This window comes from Paenibacillus sp. FSL R5-0341 (genome assembly GCF_037975235.1).
Lineage (GTDB): Bacteria > Bacillota > Bacilli > Paenibacillales > Paenibacillaceae > Paenibacillus > Paenibacillus amylolyticus_A.
The window spans coordinates 4993816-5015484 of record NZ_CP150241.1; the positions used below are offsets into that span (position 1 = coordinate 4993816).

18 protein-coding genes and 1 pseudogene are annotated in these 21669 nt (G+C 47.9%); 4 read left to right on the top strand and 15 right to left on the bottom strand.

Annotated elements, in window-relative coordinates:
* Positions 1-35: 35 nt before the first annotated feature.
* From ptsG to MKX75_RS22430, 9 genes are all read right to left on the bottom strand, one after another.
* Positions 36-2087 carry a glucose-specific PTS transporter subunit IIBC gene (gene ptsG, locus MKX75_RS22390; protein ID WP_339166892.1) on the bottom strand — a complete coding sequence of 684 codons (2052 nt, stop codon included), beginning with the start codon at positions 2085-2087 and terminating at the stop codon, positions 36-38.
* A 287-nt stretch (positions 2088-2374) separates the two neighbouring features.
* Positions 2375-3229 carry a PRD domain-containing protein gene (locus MKX75_RS22395; protein ID WP_062835850.1) on the bottom strand — a complete coding sequence of 285 codons (855 nt, stop codon included), beginning with the start codon at positions 3227-3229 and terminating at the stop codon, positions 2375-2377.
* Between the two features lie 165 nt (positions 3230-3394).
* Positions 3395-4951 (bottom strand): flotillin family protein, encoded by a 1557-nt coding sequence (locus MKX75_RS22400; protein WP_076333656.1) that lies wholly within the window; start codon positions 4949-4951, stop codon positions 3395-3397.
* Between the two features lie 63 nt (positions 4952-5014).
* Complete coding sequence (locus tag MKX75_RS22405) at positions 5015-5551, bottom strand: hypothetical protein (protein WP_017686844.1); 537 nt, start codon at positions 5549-5551, stop codon at positions 5015-5017.
* Between the two features lie 218 nt (positions 5552-5769).
* Positions 5770-6933, bottom strand: a complete 1164-nt coding sequence (locus MKX75_RS22410) for an iron-containing alcohol dehydrogenase (protein WP_339166895.1) — start codon at positions 6931-6933, stop codon at positions 5770-5772.
* Between the two features lie 92 nt (positions 6934-7025).
* Positions 7026-7613, bottom strand: a complete 588-nt coding sequence (locus MKX75_RS22415) for an MSMEG_1061 family FMN-dependent PPOX-type flavoprotein (RefSeq protein WP_339166896.1) — start codon at positions 7611-7613, stop codon at positions 7026-7028.
* A gap of 142 nt (positions 7614-7755) precedes the next feature.
* Entirely contained in the window at positions 7756-9354 is a 1599-nt protein-coding gene (locus MKX75_RS22420; RefSeq protein ID WP_076333655.1) for a UDP-glucose--hexose-1-phosphate uridylyltransferase, read from the bottom strand.
* A gap of 14 nt (positions 9355-9368) precedes the next feature.
* Positions 9369-10358, bottom strand: a complete 990-nt coding sequence (gene galE / locus MKX75_RS22425; protein ID WP_062835855.1) for a UDP-glucose 4-epimerase GalE — start codon at positions 10356-10358, stop codon at positions 9369-9371.
* Position 10359: 1 nt separating this feature from the next.
* Positions 10360-11541, bottom strand: a complete 1182-nt coding sequence (locus tag MKX75_RS22430; protein WP_339166898.1) for a galactokinase — start codon at positions 11539-11541, stop codon at positions 10360-10362.
* Between the two features lie 153 nt (positions 11542-11694).
* On the opposite strand from MKX75_RS22430, the gene MKX75_RS22435 reads away from it, so the two are divergent.
* The gene (locus MKX75_RS22435) at positions 11695-12669 is read left to right on the top strand and encodes an AraC family transcriptional regulator (RefSeq protein WP_339166899.1); all 975 of its coding nucleotides are present in this window, start codon (positions 11695-11697) and stop codon (positions 12667-12669) included.
* 81 nt (positions 12670-12750) lie between these two features.
* Here MKX75_RS22435 and mgrA read toward each other — a convergent pair whose 3' ends face one another.
* The 6 genes from mgrA to MKX75_RS22465 all read right to left on the bottom strand — a co-directional run bounded on the left by mgrA (position 12751) and on the right by MKX75_RS22465 (position 18029).
* Positions 12751-13758, bottom strand: coding sequence for an L-glyceraldehyde 3-phosphate reductase (gene mgrA / locus MKX75_RS22440; protein ID WP_145150158.1), 1008 nt, complete (start codon positions 13756-13758; stop codon positions 12751-12753).
* 78 nt (positions 13759-13836) lie between these two features.
* Positions 13837-14577 (bottom strand): NAD-dependent protein deacylase, encoded by a 741-nt coding sequence (locus MKX75_RS22445; protein WP_339166900.1) that lies wholly within the window; start codon positions 14575-14577, stop codon positions 13837-13839.
* A 42-nt stretch (positions 14578-14619) separates the two neighbouring features.
* Positions 14620-15387 carry an HAD family hydrolase gene (locus MKX75_RS22450; RefSeq protein WP_339166902.1) on the bottom strand — a complete coding sequence of 256 codons (768 nt, stop codon included), beginning with the start codon at positions 15385-15387 and terminating at the stop codon, positions 14620-14622.
* A gap of 64 nt (positions 15388-15451) precedes the next feature.
* Positions 15452-16216, bottom strand: coding sequence for an alpha/beta fold hydrolase (locus MKX75_RS22455; protein ID WP_339166904.1), 765 nt, complete (start codon positions 16214-16216; stop codon positions 15452-15454).
* Between the two features lie 93 nt (positions 16217-16309).
* Positions 16310-16975 (bottom strand): bifunctional 2-keto-4-hydroxyglutarate aldolase/2-keto-3-deoxy-6-phosphogluconate aldolase, encoded by a 666-nt coding sequence (locus MKX75_RS22460; RefSeq protein ID WP_017686833.1) that lies wholly within the window; start codon positions 16973-16975, stop codon positions 16310-16312.
* Between the two features lie 88 nt (positions 16976-17063).
* Positions 17064-18029 carry a sugar kinase gene (locus MKX75_RS22465; RefSeq protein WP_145150166.1) on the bottom strand — a complete coding sequence of 322 codons (966 nt, stop codon included), beginning with the start codon at positions 18027-18029 and terminating at the stop codon, positions 17064-17066.
* Positions 18030-18250: 221 nt separating this feature from the next.
* Here MKX75_RS22465 and MKX75_RS22470 point away from each other — a divergent pair, with 221 nt between their 5' ends.
* From MKX75_RS22470 to ilvD, 3 genes and pseudogenes are all read left to right on the top strand, one after another.
* Positions 18251-19291 (top strand): hypothetical protein, encoded by a 1041-nt coding sequence (locus MKX75_RS22470; RefSeq protein ID WP_062835862.1) that lies wholly within the window; start codon positions 18251-18253, stop codon positions 19289-19291.
* Between the two features lie 123 nt (positions 19292-19414).
* Positions 19415-19657, top strand: a pseudogene (locus MKX75_RS22475) (general stress protein); the annotation flags it as partial.
* A gap of 317 nt (positions 19658-19974) precedes the next feature.
* The gene (ilvD, locus tag MKX75_RS22480) at positions 19975-21660 is read left to right on the top strand and encodes a dihydroxy-acid dehydratase (protein WP_074096200.1); all 1686 of its coding nucleotides are present in this window, start codon (positions 19975-19977) and stop codon (positions 21658-21660) included.
* Positions 21661-21669 lie beyond the last annotated feature (9 nt).

Sequence of the window (21669 nt, forward strand, 5' to 3'; positions counted from 1 at the left end):
ATATTTACACTTGCTTGCCATCGTCGTAACACTTCTTATTTTATCTCAATGATTGGCTGATCGCCAACTTTGAGCACTCCACTCTTCTTCAAGGTCACTGTGGAGCCCTCTGGCAGGTTGGTGAAAATAACTGGTGAAATGATCGAAGGAGCGTTTGCTTTGACATACTCCAGATCCACTTCCATAATCGGCTGACCAGCCGATACCAGATCACCTTCCTGCACCAGTACGTTAAAGCCTTGACCTTTCAGCTTCACCGTATTGACACCTATATGAACAAGCACTTCCTTGCCACCGTCAGACATGATGCCCACGGCGTGTTTGCTTGGAAATACATTAAACACTTTACCATACACAGGAGAAGTTATTGTGCCATCATGTGGCAAAATAGCGAATCCATCACCTGTCATTTTTTCAGCAAAGACCGGATCAGGTACGTTCGAAATGTCCAGCAATTCACCGTTGACTGGCATCACGATATCCTCAGCAACAATACGCTCGCCTTGCTCACCTTGTGCCTTCTCCTCTTCAGGAGTTGGTTTGGCAGCCGCTGGCGTTGGTGCTGGTGTTCGTCCTGCAATAATATCCTGCATTTGAGATTTAATCGTATCGGAACGTGTTCCGAAGATGGCTTGAACATTATTACCCACTTCAAGCACACCAGATGCACCTAATTGTTTCAAACGGTCTTTTTTCACATTGGATTTCTCATTGACTTCAATCCGCAAACGAGTAATACAAGCGTCCAGATGTTTGATATTCTCTTTGCCACCAAAAGCTTCGAGAATGTTATGAGGCAGATCATCCGTTGAACCGGAGCCTCCGCCAGACGCTGTTTCAGGCGTTGCCTCTTCGCGTCCTGGTGTTTTGAGATTGAATTTGCGAATGATCAATCGGAAACCGAAGTAGTAGATCACTGCAAGAATCAAGCCGACGATAATCACGTCCCACCATGGTGTACGGTTCGGAATAATACCAAAGATCAGGAAGTCAATGAACCCACCAGAGAAGGTCATACCGATCTTGACACCCAGAATTTGCATGGTCATGAAAGACAAACCTGCAAAGATACAGTGTACTGCAAACAGGATTGGAGCTACAAACAGGAACGAGAATTCAAGTGGTTCAGTGATCCCTGTCAGGAACGAAGTCAACGCTGCCGAACCCATAATACCTGCAACATACTTTTTGTGTTCTGGTCTTGCTTCATGGTACATCGCAAGAGCAGCCGCTGGCAAACCGAACATCATGAACGGGAATTTACCAACTTGGAACGTTCCCGCTGTGAGGTCTGCACCATCACGCAATTGATTGAAGAAGATCTGCTGGTCTCCACGAATGACGTCTCCAGCTTTGTTTACGTACTCACCGAACTCAAACCAGAATGGGGAGTAGAAAATGTGGTGAAGACCGAACGGAATTAATGACCGTTCCACGACTCCGAAGATGAAGGCCGACAATGTCGGGCTTGTATCTACCATGAAGTGAGACACAGCATTCAATCCATTTTGAATCGGTGGCCAGATAATCACCAGAAGCAACCCGATTAAGAGGGAAACAACCGAAGTGATAATCGGAACAAATCGTTTACCTGCAAAGAAACCCAGATAAGACGGCAGTTCGATTTTGAAAAATCGATTGTAACACAGCGCGGCGGCGATACCTATGATAATACCTCCGAACACGCCTGTACTTAATGTTGGGATACCCAGGATGCTGGCATAACCCGGTACTTCGCCGATCATTGCCGGGGTAACCCCTACTGCGGTACCCAGTGTGACGTTCATGACCAGATAACCGATGATGGCTGCAAGACCTGCAACCCCTTCGCCACCGGCCAATCCGACGGCTACACCGACGGCAAACAGCAATGCCAGATTATCAAATACGATCTGACCTGCGTTCATCATAATTGTTGCGATCGAGTTCACCCAAGGGGTGTCGAGCGCCGTTACATATTGCAAAAAGTCTGGATTAACCAACATGTTACCAATGCCGAGCAGCAAACCTGCCGCAGGCAGAATGGCTACAGGCAACATGAGAGCCTTACCGACTCTTTGCAATACACCGAAAAGCTTTTTAAACATCGCGTCGTATTCTCCCTTTCGTCTAAGTTGTGTGTCGTGATGCAAGCAAGGGGACACAAAAAAGGCATGAATTAATAAAGTGAACTGTACCAACCTTGGGGTATAGCATACCCTGTACAAGGAAAGAACAATCACACTCTAGTTAACTCATGCCTGATCGAGTCAGTAACACGTCGCTTTTGTTTATTCAGTTGCTTGATTACGGAGACCATTGTAGCACCAGTTCTAATCCATTGCAAGCCTTTACAGCAAAAAAATCAATCCCGCATTCCATCATTGGAATGATTTCACTTATTCTCTTCTTCTTTCCGCTGATACAGCCGTTGAAGATGTATGGTCAGATAGCCTACTTCCGCAGGATAGACAGGCAGACTCAGCCTTTTCTCCATCACTTTGGTCAGCTTCCATGCAAGCGAGTACATTTCGGGGTACTCCAATTTAAGCAGCGAATCCAATTTATGAAGTTCTTCGACTTTGTCTCCACGGCGAACACGCTCAAGTGCGAATCGAAGATGAGTCAGCAAACGGGAGTAGTCAAGCGATTCCGTTTCAAACGAATAATCGAGTTGGTCGGACACCAGGCTCACCAAATCGGTGATCAGCTGTGAATGTTCACGTACCTGGGATATATTCTGGTTGGTCATTGCGCTATAGATATGAAGGGCAACAAAACCAATCTCGTCCATCCCCAAATCTACACCCATTTTCTCCTTGATCAGACGAACAGCGTATTCTCCCATCCGATATTCTTCAGGGTAGATCTCACGAGTTTCATATAAAAACGGGTTCTGTATGACAATTCCTTGCTCCTTGCGTTTTAACGCGAAAGAAATATGATCGGTTAATGCAATATGGATATGTTCATTCAGCGGAACGTCCGTACGCTCTGCAATATACGTAATGACTTCGTTAATAATCTCGATCAACGCTTCATCCACTTGTGGAAGAAGCTGCTTGTACTGCTCTTGCTCTTGCTGGTTTCTCAAAATGAACATCTTCTCTACAGCCATCAGTGGAATAATGTCATTGGTTTTCCTGTTGAAGCCGATGCCTTTACCAATCACGACAACTTCCCCATGTTCAGGATGTTGTGCAATGATTACATTATTATTTAGCGCTTTGGCTACATGCAGGCTACTCAAAGTTTGCACCTCTTTTTCACACCATCTTAGATGTGATAAGTCACACCCTAGTTAAGAACGAAAAGACATCCGGAGCAGGCAAATCGCGCCGGACGTCTCGCTTAAAAAGTAACAAAAATTCGCCTTAAGGTCAATAGAACAACCATGCAACATTCGAAGTGCTTCTTACTCGTCAACCCCAGCTCTTTCCACAATCTTGTCGATTATCGAAGGAGTTGTAACTGCCTCGCTCTGTTGGATGGCAACCGGCGCAGGTGTTTTGGTCTTGGTAAGGCCTTTAATCAGCTGTTCTACATCGATGCCGGATACGCTCTTGAGCATCTCTGGTGCCGTCGCCATTAACTCGGTAACATAGTTACTAACCCGCGTAGCACCTTCACCTTTACCTGTATCTACCACAGTCAGTTTATCAATGGATGCAATTGGCTCTGCAATTTTGCCAGCCAGTTCAGGCAACATTTTGACAATGATATCGAGTACAGCCGCTTCGCCAAACTTCTGGAACGCCTCGGCCAGTTTTTCCTTCGCTTCTGCTTCCGCAAGACCACGTAGACGAATAACCTCTGCATCCGCTGTACCTTTGGCAAGTTCCGCATCCGCCATAGCCTGACCTTCAAGTCGCTTCTGTTCAGCAGTTGCTTTGGCATGCGTTTCGATGGAGTACTGTACCGCATCGGCTTCACGCATTCTCTTGGCTTTATCCGCTTCAGCCGCCTGCTCCACCGCATAACGATCTGCTTCGGCCTTTTTCTTCACTTCAGCATCATATTGCTTCTCACGTACGACGATTTCTTTTTCTTGCAGATCGATCTCACGTTCTTTACGAACGAGTTCAACCTTCATTTCTTCTTCCACCACGGTCTGTCTCGCACGAGCTTCATGAATATGATACGCCTGATCGGCTTCCGCTTTCGCTGTATCCTGATCCCGCTTAAACGTGGCTACTTTCAGTTCTTTCTCTTTGGCTGCCTCAGCGATATTGGTATCCCGCAGCAACTCCGCTTTTTGACCCTGCTCTTCCGCATTGGCCTTCTGAATCCGTGCATCACGCATCGCTTCCGCTTCAGCAATTTCGGCATCACGCTTCACCGCGGCAATTCTCGGTTTGCCGAGAGCATCCAGGTAGCCCTGTTTGTCACGAACGTCCTTAATGGTAAATGAGACAATCTGCAATCCCATTTTCTTCAGATCTCTAGCTGCGACTCCTTGAACCTCTTGCGCAAACCGATCCCGGTTCCGATATACTTCTTCCACCGTCATCGTACCAAGGATGGCCCGCAAATGCCCCTCCAGTACCTCCTGTGCTTCGCTTCTCAGCGCTTCTACAGGTTTACCGATGAATTGTTCAGCTGCCGTAGCAACGTCCTCTACAGCGCCCCCAACCTTGATAATAGCGACACCGTCAGCAATAACTGGAACACCTTGTTCCGTGTACACTTCAGGTGTGGAGACATCCAGCTTGTGGGACAACAAGGAGATAAACTCGGATTGCTGGAACACTGGCAGGATAAAAGCACCGCCACCACGAACAATTTTAATTTTCCGGCCAGAATCATCATCGGAAATATTTTTGCTTCCCAAGAATGATCCCGTAACGATCATCGCTTCATCCGGTCCAACCGTTTTGTATCTCGCCCAGAAAGCCAGACCCAGAATAAGAATGACACCAACCACAACTATTGGAATCAACAATACATCCCAATTCAAATTCAAATTTTCCATTCCACATCTCTCCCCTTATTCATTCATGATGAGTGCTTAAATTACTTAGGTAGTAAGAATACTTTATAAATCTTTAAGTACGTTTTCATCCCATTCCGACACACGCAGTACACCATCTACAACATCCACCACAACAACACGCGCTCCCGCCGCAATGGGGAGGTGTTCAAAACTGGATGCTGTCTGAATCGTACTACCGGAAGCAAAACGAATCATCACTTCGCCAAAACCTTTTTCCGGCACCGGAATGGTAATTTCCCCAATTTTCCCGGACAACTCTTTCATTGAAAATGCAATCGAGACATCGCTGTTACGCATCGGTTTGATATATGCGAAGAATACCAGCATGGCTGCAGCAATACCTATAAGCAGGGATAATATTAGACCCGACATCGCACTTAATGAACTGTAACGTGTCAGCATAATGCCTGCCCCACCAAAGGTTGTAATGGAACCAGCTAACACAACGGGTTTGAAAAAATCAAGACCTGGCATTTCGAAGGCTCCGTCCAGCAAGCCATCAATCAAGTCACCCAGCACAAGGCTGACAACCGCAAATATTGCTCCTCCGATTAGACACCCCCAATAAATCGTCTCCATCCCCTGTTCCTCCTCTCCTCTGCCGCAAATTCATCCTAACTGGGCATTCCACATGTAAATAAATACGTAACTAACCTCAGAATGTTTCAAAATCTTTCCTCAAATGTATTCTGGAGCCGATAATGGGTATTACATAAAAAAACCGCAAGCCCCCATGAAGGAGACTTGCGGCTATTGGACAACAGGATGTGTCCGTCCACTTGTCAGTGAGTATAAAATTACAGAGAAGCCTTGTAGATGGATACAACATCTTCCCGTTGCAGTTTCTTGAAGTTACCGAATGGGCCGAACAACATAGCTTTATCAGCCATAACGTCGATTTGGCTATCATCGATGTCATAATCAGCCAAACGGTTAGGAGCACCAATGGATGTCCAGAATTTGCTGAGTGCATCAATGCCTTCTTCGGCAATCTGTCTGTCCGACTTACCTTCAGGACTCACTTCAAACACATTGATCGCGAGACGTTTGAATCGGTCCACATTGACATCCAGGTTATGTTTCATCCAGTGCGGGAACAAGATCGCCAGTCCGCCACCATGTGGGATATCATACACTGCGGATACCGCGTGTTCGATATTATGTGTTGCCCAGTCTCCTGCGAGACCCATATTCAGCACGCCATTCAGTGCCATTGTTCCGCAATACAAAATCGTTTCACGCAGTTCATAGTTCTCCAGATCTTCAACCAGACGTGGTGCTGCTTCCATTACGGTACGCAGAATCGTCTCACAGAAGCCGAGTTGAACCGGCGTGTTGGAATCCAGATGGAAGTAATGCTCCAATACGTGGGACATCATGTCAACCATACCGTATACCGTTTGGTCCAGCGGAACAGTGTATGTATTCACCGGATCCAGGATGGAGAATGCAGGGAATGAATATGCGCTGCCCCAGCCCAGTTTTTCTTGTGTATCCTGATTTGTAATAACCGAACCAGAGTTCATCTCCGAACCCGTTGCTGCCATCGTCAATACCGTACCAAGTGGAAGAGCGTCCTGTGCAACAGCCTTACGCTGAGCAAAATCCCACATGTCGCCATCATATTTAGCACCTACAGCAATAGCTTTGGAGCAGTCCAGTACACTACCGCCACCTACAGCGAGAATCAGGTCGATGTTATTGGTTTTGCAGAGGTCTACCCCTTTATGCACTGTAGAAAGACGCGGGTTCGGTTCAACGCCTGCCAGTTCAGTCACTTCTGCTCCAGCTTCCTTAAGCAAACCGATCACTTGATCGTACAGCCCACTGCGTTTGATACTGCCGCCACCATATACAAGCAGAACCCGTTTACCGTATTTCGGTACCTCTGTTTTCAATGCTTCCAGTTGTCCTTTACCGAAAATCAGTCGGGTTGGATTATAGAATTGGAAAGATCTCATATCTATTGTCGCCTCCAATGGAGTTTAGAATTTTAGTGCAACTCCAATTATAGTACCCCGTTTATAGAAAAACAAATCGATAGCCACTCACTTTATAACAACCCGTTAATCTCCAAATGGGCTCTAAACATCTCGCTTGTGGAAGGCAAATCCTCAGAGTCCACCCATGTTTCAGCCGACCATAATCCAGCTTGTTTGAATGCTCGCGGACAATGGATAAAGCTTTCTTCCACATCAACTATGACAGCCGCACCAATCGTTTTACCGGTCCAGCCCATACTGGCGATAAATTCTTCATCCTTAGTAATGGACGCTGTACCATTAATGCGCAGCACTTCATTCAGACCCGGAATCAAAAAGAGCATTCCGATACCAGGGTTAGACAAGATGTTTAACAAGGAGTCTATCCGCCGATTGCCTGGCCGTTCGGGATAGACGAGCCGGTATGTATCATATACTTTTACGAATCCTGCTCCGTCGCCCCGTGGTGACACATCACTCTTTCCATCACGATCGGACGTGGAGAGGAAAAATAATGGTGACATGGATACAAAGTTCTGAACATGTGAATCCACAAATGAGATTGCCTTGTTACGCACATGTTCATGCGGTTCACCCACCATGCTTTGCAGTTCTTCTGCGTCTGTAATCAACGGAATATTCAATGCCTGCTTTTCCAAATCATTCCCCCCATTCCCTCAATTCATTGTGGTTCTCTAAAGACTTCTCCCTATTATAACTGGCCCGGAAGTTCATTCCAATGCGCATAAATGACAAGAACACCAGCCCTTACATAGGGCTGATGTTCATCGTTATACCTGTTTATTCAGTGTATCCCATGCTGCTTACAAAGCGACGGAAAGCCTGGCGTCCTGCTTCATCATATTTGTAGACACCTGCATGCTCCAGAATCTCGGCAAATTTCAAGCCGACTTCTTGCTGTACAATGGCAACGGCTTGTTCTTTGTCCAAGTTAGGACCAAACCGTTCAATCAATTCTTCCGCCCAGCCCAGATGCTTGTTCAACACATGATCAGAAGCTTTCGCTGCTTCAGCAAGCTTGGCATCGCCAGCGAGGATATCCGCGATACTGTCCAGCTCTTCTTTCAAACGACCTGGCAGGATTGCAAGCCCCATCACTTCGATCAGACCAATGTTTTCTTTCTTCAGATGGTGCATTTCACGGTGCGGATGGAAGATGCCTTCAGGATGCACATCATTCGTACGATTGTTACGCAATACGAGATCCATCTCGTAGCCACCGTCTGCACTACGACGAACGATTGGTGTTACCGTATTGTGTGGTACTTGCTCCCCGTCCACTTCACTGAACGCTTCGATATCCACAGCTGAATCACTGTAGACCTTCCAAGCTTCATATACAGCGTTACCCGCTTCAAGCAGCTCTGCAGGATCGTGTGAAGCCAGACGCATCACGGACATTGGCCATTTTACAAGACTCAGTGTAAGTCCGGGTGCATCCGCATGGCGGAAGACCGCTTCAGGCTGTGCATTTTGAATGGCGAACGTATGACGACCACCTTGGAAATGGTCATGTGTCAGAATCGATCCACCAACAATCGGCAGATCTGCGTTAGATCCGATAAAGTAATGCGGGTACTCTCCAACAAAGGCAAGCAGCCTGCGCAAGGTATCCTTTGTCAGTTTCATCGGCACATGATCATGATGGAAAATGATGCAGTGCTCGTTGTAGTACACATACGGCGAGTATTGGAACAACCAAGGCTCGCTGTTAAGCTCCAGCGGAATGACTCTCAGATTCTGGCGGGCCGGGTGATTCACCCGACCAGCGTAACCTACATTTTCACGACACAGCTGGCATTTTGGATATACCGGTGGCGGAAGCAATTTCGCCATGGCAATTTCTTTTGGACTTTTCTCCGGTTTTGACAGGTTGATGGTAATCTCCATGTCTCCATAGGCGGTGTCCTGTGTCCAGTAGACGTTCTTCGCGATCCGATCCATCCGAATGTAGTTGGAGTTAATCGACAAGTCATAGAATTGAGATGTGGCCGCCTCAATGCCTTCCGTCTGCTCCGTGTGGCGGAATGCGCGAACCACTTCGGATGGGCGTGCCATCAAATGACCCATGATTTTAGCATCCAGCAAATCACGGAACGTATCGCTATTTTCAGGAATAAGTCCAATGGTGAATCCATAATCAATCAACGTATCCAGCATCGCCTGTGGGCCATCGGGCACTGTCGTATCCAGTTCTCCGGCATAAGGCTCTGAGAATCCGAATTGTTCCAGCAAAAGGTTGCGGCTATAATCCCAATCCGCTTCCTCAATTAATTGTTTCTGCAAGGCAAATGCAACCAGACGTTCAATGGCATGCAGTGCTTCCTGCTGCTCCGGTGTCCGCTCTGTGGCACCTGCTGCAATATGAGTCTGTGACATAAGGTGTTCGCCTCCTAGTTTTTTCCGTAGCCGTCAGGACGTGATTGGTGCCAGCTCCAAGCGCTTTGAATGACATCTTCCAGATTGGTCCATTTCGGATTCCAGCCCAGGACGGATCTCGCTTTTGCAGATGAAGCTACCAGCACAGCCGGGTCACCTGCACGACGTGGTTCCTGTACAACCGGGATATCGAGGCCAGTTACTTTTTTAGCTGTTTCGATCACTTGTTTCACTGAGAATCCTGTACCGTTACCCAGGTTAAACACGTTACTGTTCTCACCTTTGCGAAGATAATCTACAGCTCGCAGATGCGCATCAGCCAAGTCGCTCACGTGGATATAGTCGCGGATACATGTTCCGTCTTCTGTAGCATAGTCGTCACCAAACACGGCGATGTGCGGACGTTGTTTCAAAGCCGTTTGCAGCACCAGTGGAATCAGGTGACTCTCTGGTTGGTGATCTTCACCAATTTTACCGCTGTCATGAGCACCGGCTGCATTGAAGTAACGCAGGGAAACGTATTTGATATCCTGAACTTTATCAAACCATGACATCATGCGTTCCATCATTAGCTTCGTTTCGCCATATACGTTGGTTGGCTCTGTACGATCACTTTCTTCGATTGGCACTTTCTCAGGCTCACCGTAGGTAGCTGCTGTAGAGGAGAAGACGATGCGGCGTACGTTCGCTGCATTCATCGCTTCCAAGAGACAGAGTGTACCAAACACGTTGTTGTCATAATATTTAGCCGGGTCTTTCATACTCTCGCCTACGAGTGAGTTGGCCGCAAAGTGAATAACTGCATCGATTGAATTTTCAGCGAACAGCTTCGCCAGAATTTCTTTGTCACGCAGATCCCCTTCATACAACTTACCGCCGAGCAACGCCTCACGATGCCCTGTCTGCAAGTTATCCAGTACAACAACCTCTTCCCCACGTTCCAACAATGCTGCTACCGTATGAGATCCAATATACCCTGCTCCACCTGTCACCAAAATTGCCATTTTACTTCGCCTCCTTCAATTCTTTAACACCGTCGCCTACGCCGCACACATAAAAATCACCTTTGAGACTGGTACGCGCTTCATATGCAGCGCCCACTTCGCTTACAAAACGCTCGACATCATCTTCATGCACAAGCGATACAGTACAACCGCCAAATCCTGCGCCAGTCATCCGAGCACCGAGCGTGCCAGGAATCCGCTGAGCTTCTTCGACCATAACGTCCAGCTCATCACAGCTTACTTCGTACAAGTCGCGAAGCGATTCATGAGAAGCGTTCATCAGCTTGCCGAAGGTTTCCAGATCATTACCCTGCAATGCTTCTACCGATGCGAGCACACGAGCGTTCTCTTCCACGACATGCTGTGCACGCTGTCTTACTTTCTCATCCTTGATCTGATCCTGTAGCGTTACGAACTGCTCTGGCGTCAATTGAGCCAGGTAATTCAGTGCAGGCAGCTGTTCCTTCAAGATGGCAAGTGCCTGCTCGCATTGGGAGCGACGCTCATTGTAAGCCGAATCCACCAAACCACGGCGTTTGTTCGTATTACCGATGACCAATTTGTAGGAACCTGTTCGGAAAGGAACCTTTTCATACTCCAGTGTGTCACACATCAGCAGGATCGCATGATCCTGAGCACCGTTTGCGACAGCAAACTGATCCATGATTCCGCAGTTCACGCCTACGAACTCATTCTCCGCTTTCTGGGAAAGAAGCGCCAGTTGAACCGTATCAATATCCGACACACCCTCCAGAGACTGCATCGCAAATCCGGTAAGTACCTCCAGAGATGCAGACGATGAAAGTCCTGCCCCGTTCGGAATCTCCCCGTGGTACAGGAAGTCGTACCCTTTCGTTACATTCACGCCTTTGCCTTGCAGTTCAACCATGACACCCACAGGATAGTCGATCCATTCTCCGGTTTTCTCTTTACCGATGGTGGAAGTATCCAGTACTCCTTCATAAGACATGTTCGTGGAAGCCAGTTGCAACTTGTTGTCCTGACGCTCACGAATAATCAATGTTGTTCCGAATTCAAGTGCTGCCGGGAGCACGTATCCACCGTTATAGTCAATGTGCTCACCGATCAGATTCACACGCCCAGGGGCATGAAATACACGGATGTCCGCTCCACTCTCTCCGTACTTCTCAATAAACTTTTGTTTCAATTCAGTTACGTTCACTGCTGGTGCACCTCGCCTCGTTGTTGTGGTTTTCTTAATGTTATTATATAAGAAAGCGATCCCTCATGTAATGCAACCATGTGTGTTTCATATGGATAAATGTGACCTTAAGGCGTATAATGATCGGAGCATCCCGGAAAGAAGGAAACGACCATGGCAGACACATCCAACTCCAAGAAAGACCCTCTTGCATCTTCTATAGATAAAATACAGGAATCACCTTCCGGTAAAAGTGGAGCGCTCAGTTATTCGGTTGCCTCCAATCCCGTCTATTATGAACAAGGGGCACTGCATGTCCTGTTTGCCGGAGCAAGCCAGACACTTCCCGGTCACGCTCTCGGACCCAAACTCTTTGATTATTATCTGCTGCATTATGTAGAAAAAGGGGCGGGTACGTTCCGTACCGAACTGCACACCTACGAGTTATCCGCAGGTGATTGCTTCCTTATTCATCCCGGGCAACTGGTGAGCTACCAGTCACATGCCCGCAACCCATGGCAATACCGCTGGATCGCCTTCACAGGCAGTCAGGCTGCCCAGCATGCCGAGGAGGCCGGATTCCGCCCGGAGAAGTCCGTTTTTCATGCCGGACCCTCTTGTGGAATTTCCGATTGGCTATCCGTGATGCAGGATGCTTTTGCCGAGCGCAAAGAAAGCTCCCATTTTACATCACTGGGTACGTTATATATGATTCTAGCCGAAGCGCAAAATCACCTTTCACAGGGCCAAACCTTAATTCCAGGTGAATCCTCCATCCGACGTACGGTGAAACAGATGATTCAATATATGTCTACCCAATATGCCTACCCTGTCTCCATTGAACAAATGTCTGCGAGTCTCGGGTACAACCGTGCGTATCTATCCCGTATTTTCAAACAGGAAACCGGGCTTTCGCCAGTCACTTATCTGCTGAAACTGCGGATCGACAAGTCGCGCCAACTCCTAAGGGAACGCCCGGATCTGTCCATCGAACAGGTATCTGCATCGGTGGGACTGCCTGACGCACTATACTTCTCCAAACAGTTCAAACGATTTCATGGTGAAGCGCCCAGCTTGTATCGAGAAAAAATACTGTCCCGCCCGCCACATCAAGGGTTACAGAAGAACGCTCAACACAACAAACGGTAAAACAAAATGACGGACGGAACCATATACGACAAAAAAGGTGCATTCCGCCATTATGGCTAAGATGCACCTTTTGCACTTTATTTATTTGTCATCAGGCTCCGGAGACAGAATGGATTCAATCCGTTCCAATTCCTCTGTAGAGAAATCCAATTGGCTGAGTGCAGCCACATTCTCTTCGATCTGGGAAGGACGACTTGCACCAATCAGCGCAGAAGTTACTCTGCCATTCCGTAGCACCCAGGAGAGTGCAAATTGGGCCAAGCTCTGACCACGGGCTGCTGCAATCTGATTCAGTGCACGCACTTTGCGGAGCGTCTCTGGAGAGATGTTATTTTCATTCAGGAATACCGACGGACCTTTGGCACGTGAGTCTTCCGGAATACCATTCAAGTATTTGTTTGTGAGCACACCTTGTGCCAATGGACAGAACGCAATACTGCCTGTTCCGTACTCATCCAGCACATCCTGTAAACCATCTTCAATCCAGCGCTCCAGCAGCGAGTATTTCGGTTGGTGAATTAACAATGGCGTACCCAGACCTTTCAGAATTTCGGCGGCCTGTCTTGTCTGCTCTGCGGGATAGTTGGAGATTCCTACATAGAGGGCTTTGCCCGAGCGAACAATATGATCCAGTGCCATCATCGTTTCTTCCAAAGGCGTTTCGGGATCATACCGATGTGAATAGAAAATGTCTACATAGTCCAGGCCCATACGCTTCAAGCTTTGATTCAGACTGGATACCAGATTTTTACGTGAACCCCACTCGCCATAAGGCCCGGGCCACATATAATATCCCGCTTTGGTGGAGATCACAAGTTCATCACGATAAGGTTTCAGATCCTGAGCCAGTACTTGTCCAAATAGCTGCTCTGCCGAACCTGCCGGTGGGCCATAGTTGTTGGCAAGGTCAAAATGTGTAATGCCCAGATCAAATGAACGGGTAATCATATTACGGCCGTTCTCGGCATTGTTAATACCGCCAAAATTATGCCACAGCCCCAGTGAAATCGCTGGCAATTTCAAACCTGAACGCCCAACGCGGTTATATTTCATCGTTTCATAGCGAGTATCGCTTGCTACGTAGACCATTATGAATCCCTTCTTTCCCCAGGTTCCGCCTCTGTTGTCCGGTCTATGCCGGAGAATGCGGTTATTCAGTCCATGCGTTTAACCAAGAAGCTGGTCCACATTATTCATTACCTCACCAATTGGCTCTGTAATCAGCAAATCAGCCCGGCGGTCGTAAGCGGTAGGTGTGGCGTTAAGAAGAACGGTATGTTTTCCCTGAAAATACGTAATTAACTGGGCCGCTGGATATACCGTCAGTGACGTGCCTCCCACGAGTAATAGATCTGCAGAAGACAGCGCATCAATGGAACGATACAATGTCGTCTGATCCAGCTCCTCTTCGTACAGCACCACATCCGGCTTGATCACACCACCACATGCGGTACAGCGAGGTACGGTATCTTGGGACTGTATAATATCATTCAGCGTATAAAACTGTTTGCAATCCATGCAGGCGTTACGATGAACTGAGCCGTGAAGCTCAAAGACATTACTGCTGCCTGCCTTCTGATGCAGTCCATCAATATTTTGCGTGATGACTGCCTGAAGTTTCCCCTCCTGCTCCAGACGGGCCAACAGTCGATGACACCCATTCGGTTCCGCATCTGGATGAAGCATTTTGCCACGATAAAAATCATAAAAAATATCGGCATGTTGATCAAAAAAGTGTCGGCTTAACAACTCTTCCGGTGGATAAGGTGAATGCTGCTCCGTCTGATACAGACCCGCAGCCGAGCGGAAGTCGGGAATCCCGCTTTCTGTTGAAGTCCCGGCCCCTCCGAAAAAAACAATACGGGAGCTTTCCTGAATCCAGGTAGCCAGTTGTTCTGTTGCGTTCATCCTCTCTCCTCCTTTTATATCGTTCAACCAAGCCAGGGTGACTTATATAATAACGCTTATCTCATTATAATGACGAATAATGGCATGGGCATCAACCAGGTGAGATCCTTGATCTAACTGCGGACAGTAACCGAGCGTATAAGATACTCCTGCATGTCGCCCCATCTGCATATCCCCATTGCTGTCTCCAATTACAAAGGCCTCCGCAGGATCGATATGTAATTCGCGGCAAGCCAACAGTGCAGCTTCTCCATCCGGTTTCCCCTGGGTCACCCGATCACAGCCCACAATGGATGTGAAAAAGGAACGGATCCCCATCCAATCCAGATGTGTTTCTGCTGCCGCTGTACTGTCTGAAGTGACGACCGCCAGTGGTATGTCTGCTGCCCTGCATTTCTGCAAGAAATCCAGCAATCCTGACATTGGTTCAGCCAGTTTTCTCTGCCTAACCTCTCGCATGGCTACACTTGAAAATTGGCGTATCGTTGTGATCGCTTCATTCCACGGCATGCCCGCCGCATATAGCTGCCCTGCAAGTAATCCCGTGCACTCATCAACAGTCGCAATTGCCAGCGGACCTTGCGGATCATATCCAACAATATGACCTTGTTCATTATGGATGGTACCAAGAACATGCTCCAATTCAACCGTAAAAGAAGCCCCAAGCTCATTCATACGTGTTTGTAACTGATTGAGCAGCGTCTCTGCCCACGGCCCCCATAGCTGGAGAAATTCCAGCAGTGTTCCATCTTTATCGAACAGGATACCTTTACATGGAATTTGCGCTCCATGCACTTGAAGCATGGTCATCCGTATCACCTCCATCAAGTTATGCTATAAATGCATACAGCCCTTAATGCAGAATAATTAAAATCTACTTAATCGTACTTAACCAAGCCAGTACCGTCTTGACCGTCTGATTCAGCTGTTCTTCTCCACTCACTTCCGGCTCGCCATCCCCTTTTTGATGACCATAATCACCGAACTGGGCGTGGTTTCCACCTTCAATAGTGTAATATACCGTGTCCTCTGGAAGATACATCCGTCCACTCTGATACTTCGTGGCATTCACGACCTCATCATTAGTACCCAGAATAGATAAAGCAGGGATTCCGAGTGCCTTTACGCTTCCTTTTTCATCCGGGTAGGAGGCCAAGAAGAAGATGCCCTGAAGTGCATCAGGATGCGCAGCTACATAACGTGCAGCCATGGACCCACCAAGAGAGTGTCCACCCATAACGAATTGTTCGCCCGGATATGCGGCCAGAATCTCATCTGCCAAGTTTGGCTTGAGCACTGCCAGGTTGACCGGCATTTTGGCAATAATCGTGTGATGACCGGCAGCGGCCAGCTCATGCGCAAGCGGTGCATAACTTTCCGGTTTCACCAGACCACCCGGGTAGAAAAGTACACTTTTCCCAGTCGGTTTATCTGGCACAAAGTCAATCCAGTTCTCTTGTTCGCTCACCGTCACCTGATTGGCTGTTTCCATTGCGGTTTGAGCTATTTCCTGTGGACCGTATGGTGTGAATAATTTCCACGCAACAAATCCACATCCAATGACAATGAGCGCCAGAAGTACGAGCAGGAATTTCCCGATGCCCCTCTTCTTGCGCCCTGTATTATACCGATTTCTCAACGTTCATCACCTTTCTTCACTTCCGCAGGTGCCGCGGCTCACAGAAGTGGGAGCCTTCATTTATCAGGCTCCCCTTCCGAATTCCAAAAAATATTATTCAGCCTTGGCCTTGCGGTAAGCATCCATATATTGTTCCGCTTTGCGACGTACATGACTCAGGTCACCCGTCTTCACCGCTTCCGATGTCAAGTCGGAGCCGATACCTACAGCCACCGCTCCACCCTTGATCCAATCGCCCAGATTAGACAAGGATACCCCGCCAGTTGGCATAAAATTCGCCTGCGGCATAGGGCCCTTCATCGTTTTGATAATGGAAGGATCATACAGATTTCCCGGGAACAACTTCACAATGTCCACTCCGAGCTCTAATGCGCGCTGAACATCAGCAATGGTCATTACACCAGGCAGAATCGGAATTCGATATAGGTTACAGATCTGCACGGTATCCGGGTTCAACGAAGGTCCGACTACAAACTCGGCACCCGACATGATAGCTGCTCTCGCCGTCTGCGGTTCGAGCACCGTTCCCGCACCAATAATGGCAAATTTCTCTGGATCTTGTGTGTTCCAATGGTATACACGGCTTAATTTTTCAATGGCTTTGAGGGCACTAGGTACCGTCATCGTAATCTCGATAACTTTAATGCCACCCGCAATCGCTTGCTCGGCCATGGCAATGACTTGATCCGCAGAATCTGCACGCAGAACCGCCACAACACCATTATCCGTAATCTTTTGCAACAGCTGAAGCTTCTTCATTTCATTCTCTCCCTTGTCAATGTGGTGGTTGTGTATACAAGCCTTACATTTAAGAACGAAGATGAGACATATATGATTTCAGCAGCGACTAGCGCTCAACATGGGCAACATTGTTCAGCTTGGCCTCGACCTGCCCCCACGTCGGGAGCGCCTCCCAATCGCCAACAGCCTGTATAACCATGGAACCGGTCAAATTGCCGAGACGGGTTGCTTCCTGCGGGGAGTATCCTTTTAATAAGCCCGATAAAAATCCCGCGCAGAATCCATCTCCTGCTCCTACCGTATCCAGAACATGATCCGCCTTAAAGTACGGAACTTCCGTTAGGGTACCATTCGCCAATACGTAGGTCAAATCAGGGCCACCCTTCACGATGCACACGGCCTTCATGGCAGATAGACGCTCAAGTACTTTTTGATCATTTTCTTCGTTATATAGAAGTTTCATCTCGTCCAGACCCGGTAAAAAGTAGTCCGCAAGTTCAGCCAGACGCAGTATAACTGGACGGGCCTCATCCGCTGACCATAGTTTGAGACGCAGATTCGGATCAAAGCTTACTTTCACACCTGCCTCCTTGGCAATATGTATGGCTGCTTCTACCGTAGCAAGTCCGGATGGGCTTATCGCTGCGGTAATACCTGTAACATGCAATATCTTCGCCCCTGCAATATAATCGGGATCCAGATCATCAGGTGTGATCGCACTTGCAGCGGATAACTTCCTATAATAATGTACCGAGGCTTTCCCGGAAGCGTTCTCACGAATCATCAAACCTGTGGGCTCGTGATCACTTAACCGTACTCGGGAGACATCTACGCCTTCACCGCGAATGGCTTTCAGAATCATGCTGCCGATCGGATCATTGCCCAAACGTCCAAACCAACCGCTGGTATGACCCAGCCGCGATACGCCAATGGCCAGATTGCTCTCGGCACCCCCGAAAGACTTGTCCAGCGTGGCCGCATATTCCAGACCTCTTGTATCCTTCGCAGTCAGCAAACCCATACTTTCCCCAAATGTAATAATTTCCGGGCTTGGATAGGGACTCGTTGACATGATTTCTTCCCTCCTTATATTTACATTTCCTCATCTTCTGTTACTATTGTCATCCTCTATGCAACCGTTGTCAATCCCGGAGTGTTCATTTTTTGTCACAGCTTTGAGAAAAGATAACGCTTACTAATGTGAATTAAATCACAATAGACAATACACTTCCATATTACCCTTATTACAGATGCAAATGACCTTGCAAAAAGGGTCTATAAGGGGGCTGCACCATGAAAAATCAGACACTGATCCGGGATGATCAGGAATCTTTCTTTTACAATCTGCGCTTTATGCTTATCGTCTGTGTCCTTGCAGGTAATGCACTTGAACCACTCATCACACGCTTTGCAGGAGCGGAAGCTCTGTTCCTGTGGATATATACGTTTCACATGCCACTCTTTGTATGGGTAACCGGGTATTTTGCGACACACTCACTCCAAGGTGCACCTGGGAGAAACGTCCTGAAGCAAATCGCTCTACAATACGTACTGTTCCAGTCCTTGTACGCATTAATGGACTTTACCGTGTTCCACACACCCCATATGCGGCTATCCTTCTTTGCACCTTACTTGCTGTTATGGTTTCTCGCGAGTCATTTCTGTTGGCGATTGTTGCTGCGTCTTACCATCTCGTGGAAACCGATATATCGGCTGATTGGATCAATTGCGCTCGGTGTAATTGCCGGGTATTTGCCCATCGACGGGTTCTGGCTCAGCTTCAGCCGTACGTTTGTATTCTTGCCGTTCTTTGTCATCGGTTATGACTATGGAGCATCCATCCGTTCTCGTTTATTATCCGGTTGGGGGCGAAAAACCGCAGCCATCCTCTCTGCTGCACTGCTGGTATGGATCGGGTATGGCGGTTTGAATATTTCATCAGGATGGTTACTCGGTAGCATGACGTACGCCGAACTGGGTCATCACGAATGGTATGCCGGCATCTTCCGACTGGGTGTCTACTTGCTGGAAATTGCATCGGCAGCGCTGTTCTTGGCATGGGTACCTTCCTTGACCTCCAGACTGACGGACCTTGGACGACGCACACTCTATGTTTTCCTGTTGCATGGATTTCTCGTTCGTCTCGCGATCTGGTCCGGAGTCTACAGTTATATGGGAAGCTCGGCGTATATTCCAGTCATACTTGTCATTGCCGTTCTATTCGCAGTCACATTGGCTCTGCCGGCTGTTCGTCACACGTTCAAACCCTTAATTGAACCAGATATATCGCGGTTTTCTTTCAATCGACATGAGGTATTTAAACGGTCGGCCTAATCCTCTGACGGATCTCTTCACCATCGATTCTATCCTGGTGTGTTGTTTCATGCTGGAAATAAGGTGGTAAATTAGGGATACGCGCTACAAAAAACAACTTATTGTTGTAAGGAGTGATTTGTAATGGCACGTCAACCGACGTCAGAACGCAAGATGAGCCGTGAAGAAGCCGGCAGATTAGGTGGCAAAGCCACTTCCAAAAACCATGATCGAAGCTTCTATCAGATGATTGGAAAAAAAGGCGGAGAAGCGACTTCAGATGCCCATGACACTGACTTTTACAAGCAGATTGGCCGCAAGGGCGGTGAAGCCACTTCCGAAACCCATAATAAGGAATTCTATCGTGAGATTGGACGCAAAGGCGGAAGCAACTGATGAATCCCGCTCGCCACATCGAAACATGATCATAGCTTTCCCGCAAATCAAGAAGTCTAATTCCATGAAAATGGTTTGAGGCTTCTTTCTATTGATTGTAGAAATATGACGACGGTTGTGATAGACTCAATAGAAAAACCGGGTGTTCACGGGTTTAAAGCAGCAAAGAATTTCACAAACTACGGGGAGCTCGACACCGGCATGCCGGTCCTTTTTTTTAGAGTACGGATGAAATTAAACGACAGATGCACTGCCATTTACTTTTCCATTCATGTTGCTCAATATTATATATTTGGGGGGAATACACCATGTCAGCCAAGAAGATGCGTTCCGATATGATCAAAAAAGGTTTTGACCGCGCACCACACCGGAGTTTGCTCCGCGCAGCGGGCGTTAAAGAAGAGGATTTCGGCAAGCCGTTTATTGCCGTATGTAACTCATACATCGATATCGTGCCCGGCCATGTCCACCTTCAGGAATTCGGTAAAATTGTAAAGGATGCTATTCGTGAAGCCGGTGGCGTTCCATTCGAATTCAACACCATCGGAGTAGATGATGGTATTGCCATGGGACACATTGGTATGCGTTACTCGCTGCCAAGCCGTGACATTATTGCGGATTCCGTGGAAACCGTTGTATCTGCACACTGGTTCGACGGCATGGTATGTATCCCGAACTGCGATAAAATTACACCAGGCATGATGATGGGTGCACTCCGCTGTAATATCCCTACCGTGTTTGTCAGTGGTGGACCGATGAAAGCCGGTCGTGACAGCAATGGTAAAGCTCTTTCCCTGACTTCCGTATTTGAAGGCGTGGGTGCTTACCAAGCAGGTAAAATCGATGATAAGAGCTTGCTCGAACTTGAACAGTTCGGCTGTCCGACATGTGGATCATGCTCCGGTATGTTTACTGCAAACTCCATGAACTGTCTCGCTGAAGCAATGGGACTGGCTATGCCAGGTAACGGAACCATCCTTGCCGTTGCTCCTGAGCGTCGTGAGTTTGTTAAACAATCCGCTAAACAACTGATGGAACTTATTAAAATGGATCTGAAACCACGTGATATCGTAACTGTAGAAGCGATCGATAACGCGTTTGCACTCGATATGGCGATGGGTGGTTCTACGAATACAGTACTGCACACACTGGCACTGGCTCATGAAGCAGGCATCGAGTATCCAATCGAACGTATCAATGAAGTAGCTAACCGCGTTCCGCATCTGGCGAAACTTGCACCTGCTTCCGATCTTCACATCGAAGACGTTCACAATGCAGGCGGCGTAAGCGCAGTGCTGAACGAATTGCTCAAGAAACCAGGCGCAATTCATGGAGACTGCATTACGGTAACAGGTAAAACAATCCGTGAGAACGTTGAAGGAAAAGAAATTCAGGATACCAACGTTATCCACCATCTGGATAACCCACATTCCGAAAAAGGCGGCCTGGCTGTATTGTTTGGTAACCTTGCACCACAAGGAGCGATCATCAAAGTTGGTGCGGTTGATGCTTCGGTTGGCGGATACCACAAAGGTCCTGCCATCTGCTTTGACTCCCAAGAGCAAGCGCTCGAAGGTATTGCTAACGGCAAAGTTAAAGAAGGTCATGTTGTCGTTATCCGTTATGAAGGACCAAAAGGCGGACCAGGTATGCCTGAGATGCTGGCTCCAACTTCCCAGATCGTAGGTATGGGTCTTGGTGCTAAAGTCGGTCTGATCACCGATGGACGCTTCTCTGGTGCGTCCCGCGGAATCAGTATCGGACATATCTCTCCGGAAGCAGCTGAGGGTGGTCCAATCGCCTTTGTTGAAGAAGGGGACATCATCGAACTGGATCTGAACAACCGTATCATTGAATTGCACATCAGTGACGAAGAGTTTGAACGTCGTCGCGCAGGTTGGAAAGGCTTTGAACCGAAAGTAAAAACCGGTTACTTGGCTCGTTATTCCAAACTGGTTACGAATGCAAGTAATGGCGGCGTACTGAGTATCTAAATCATGAAA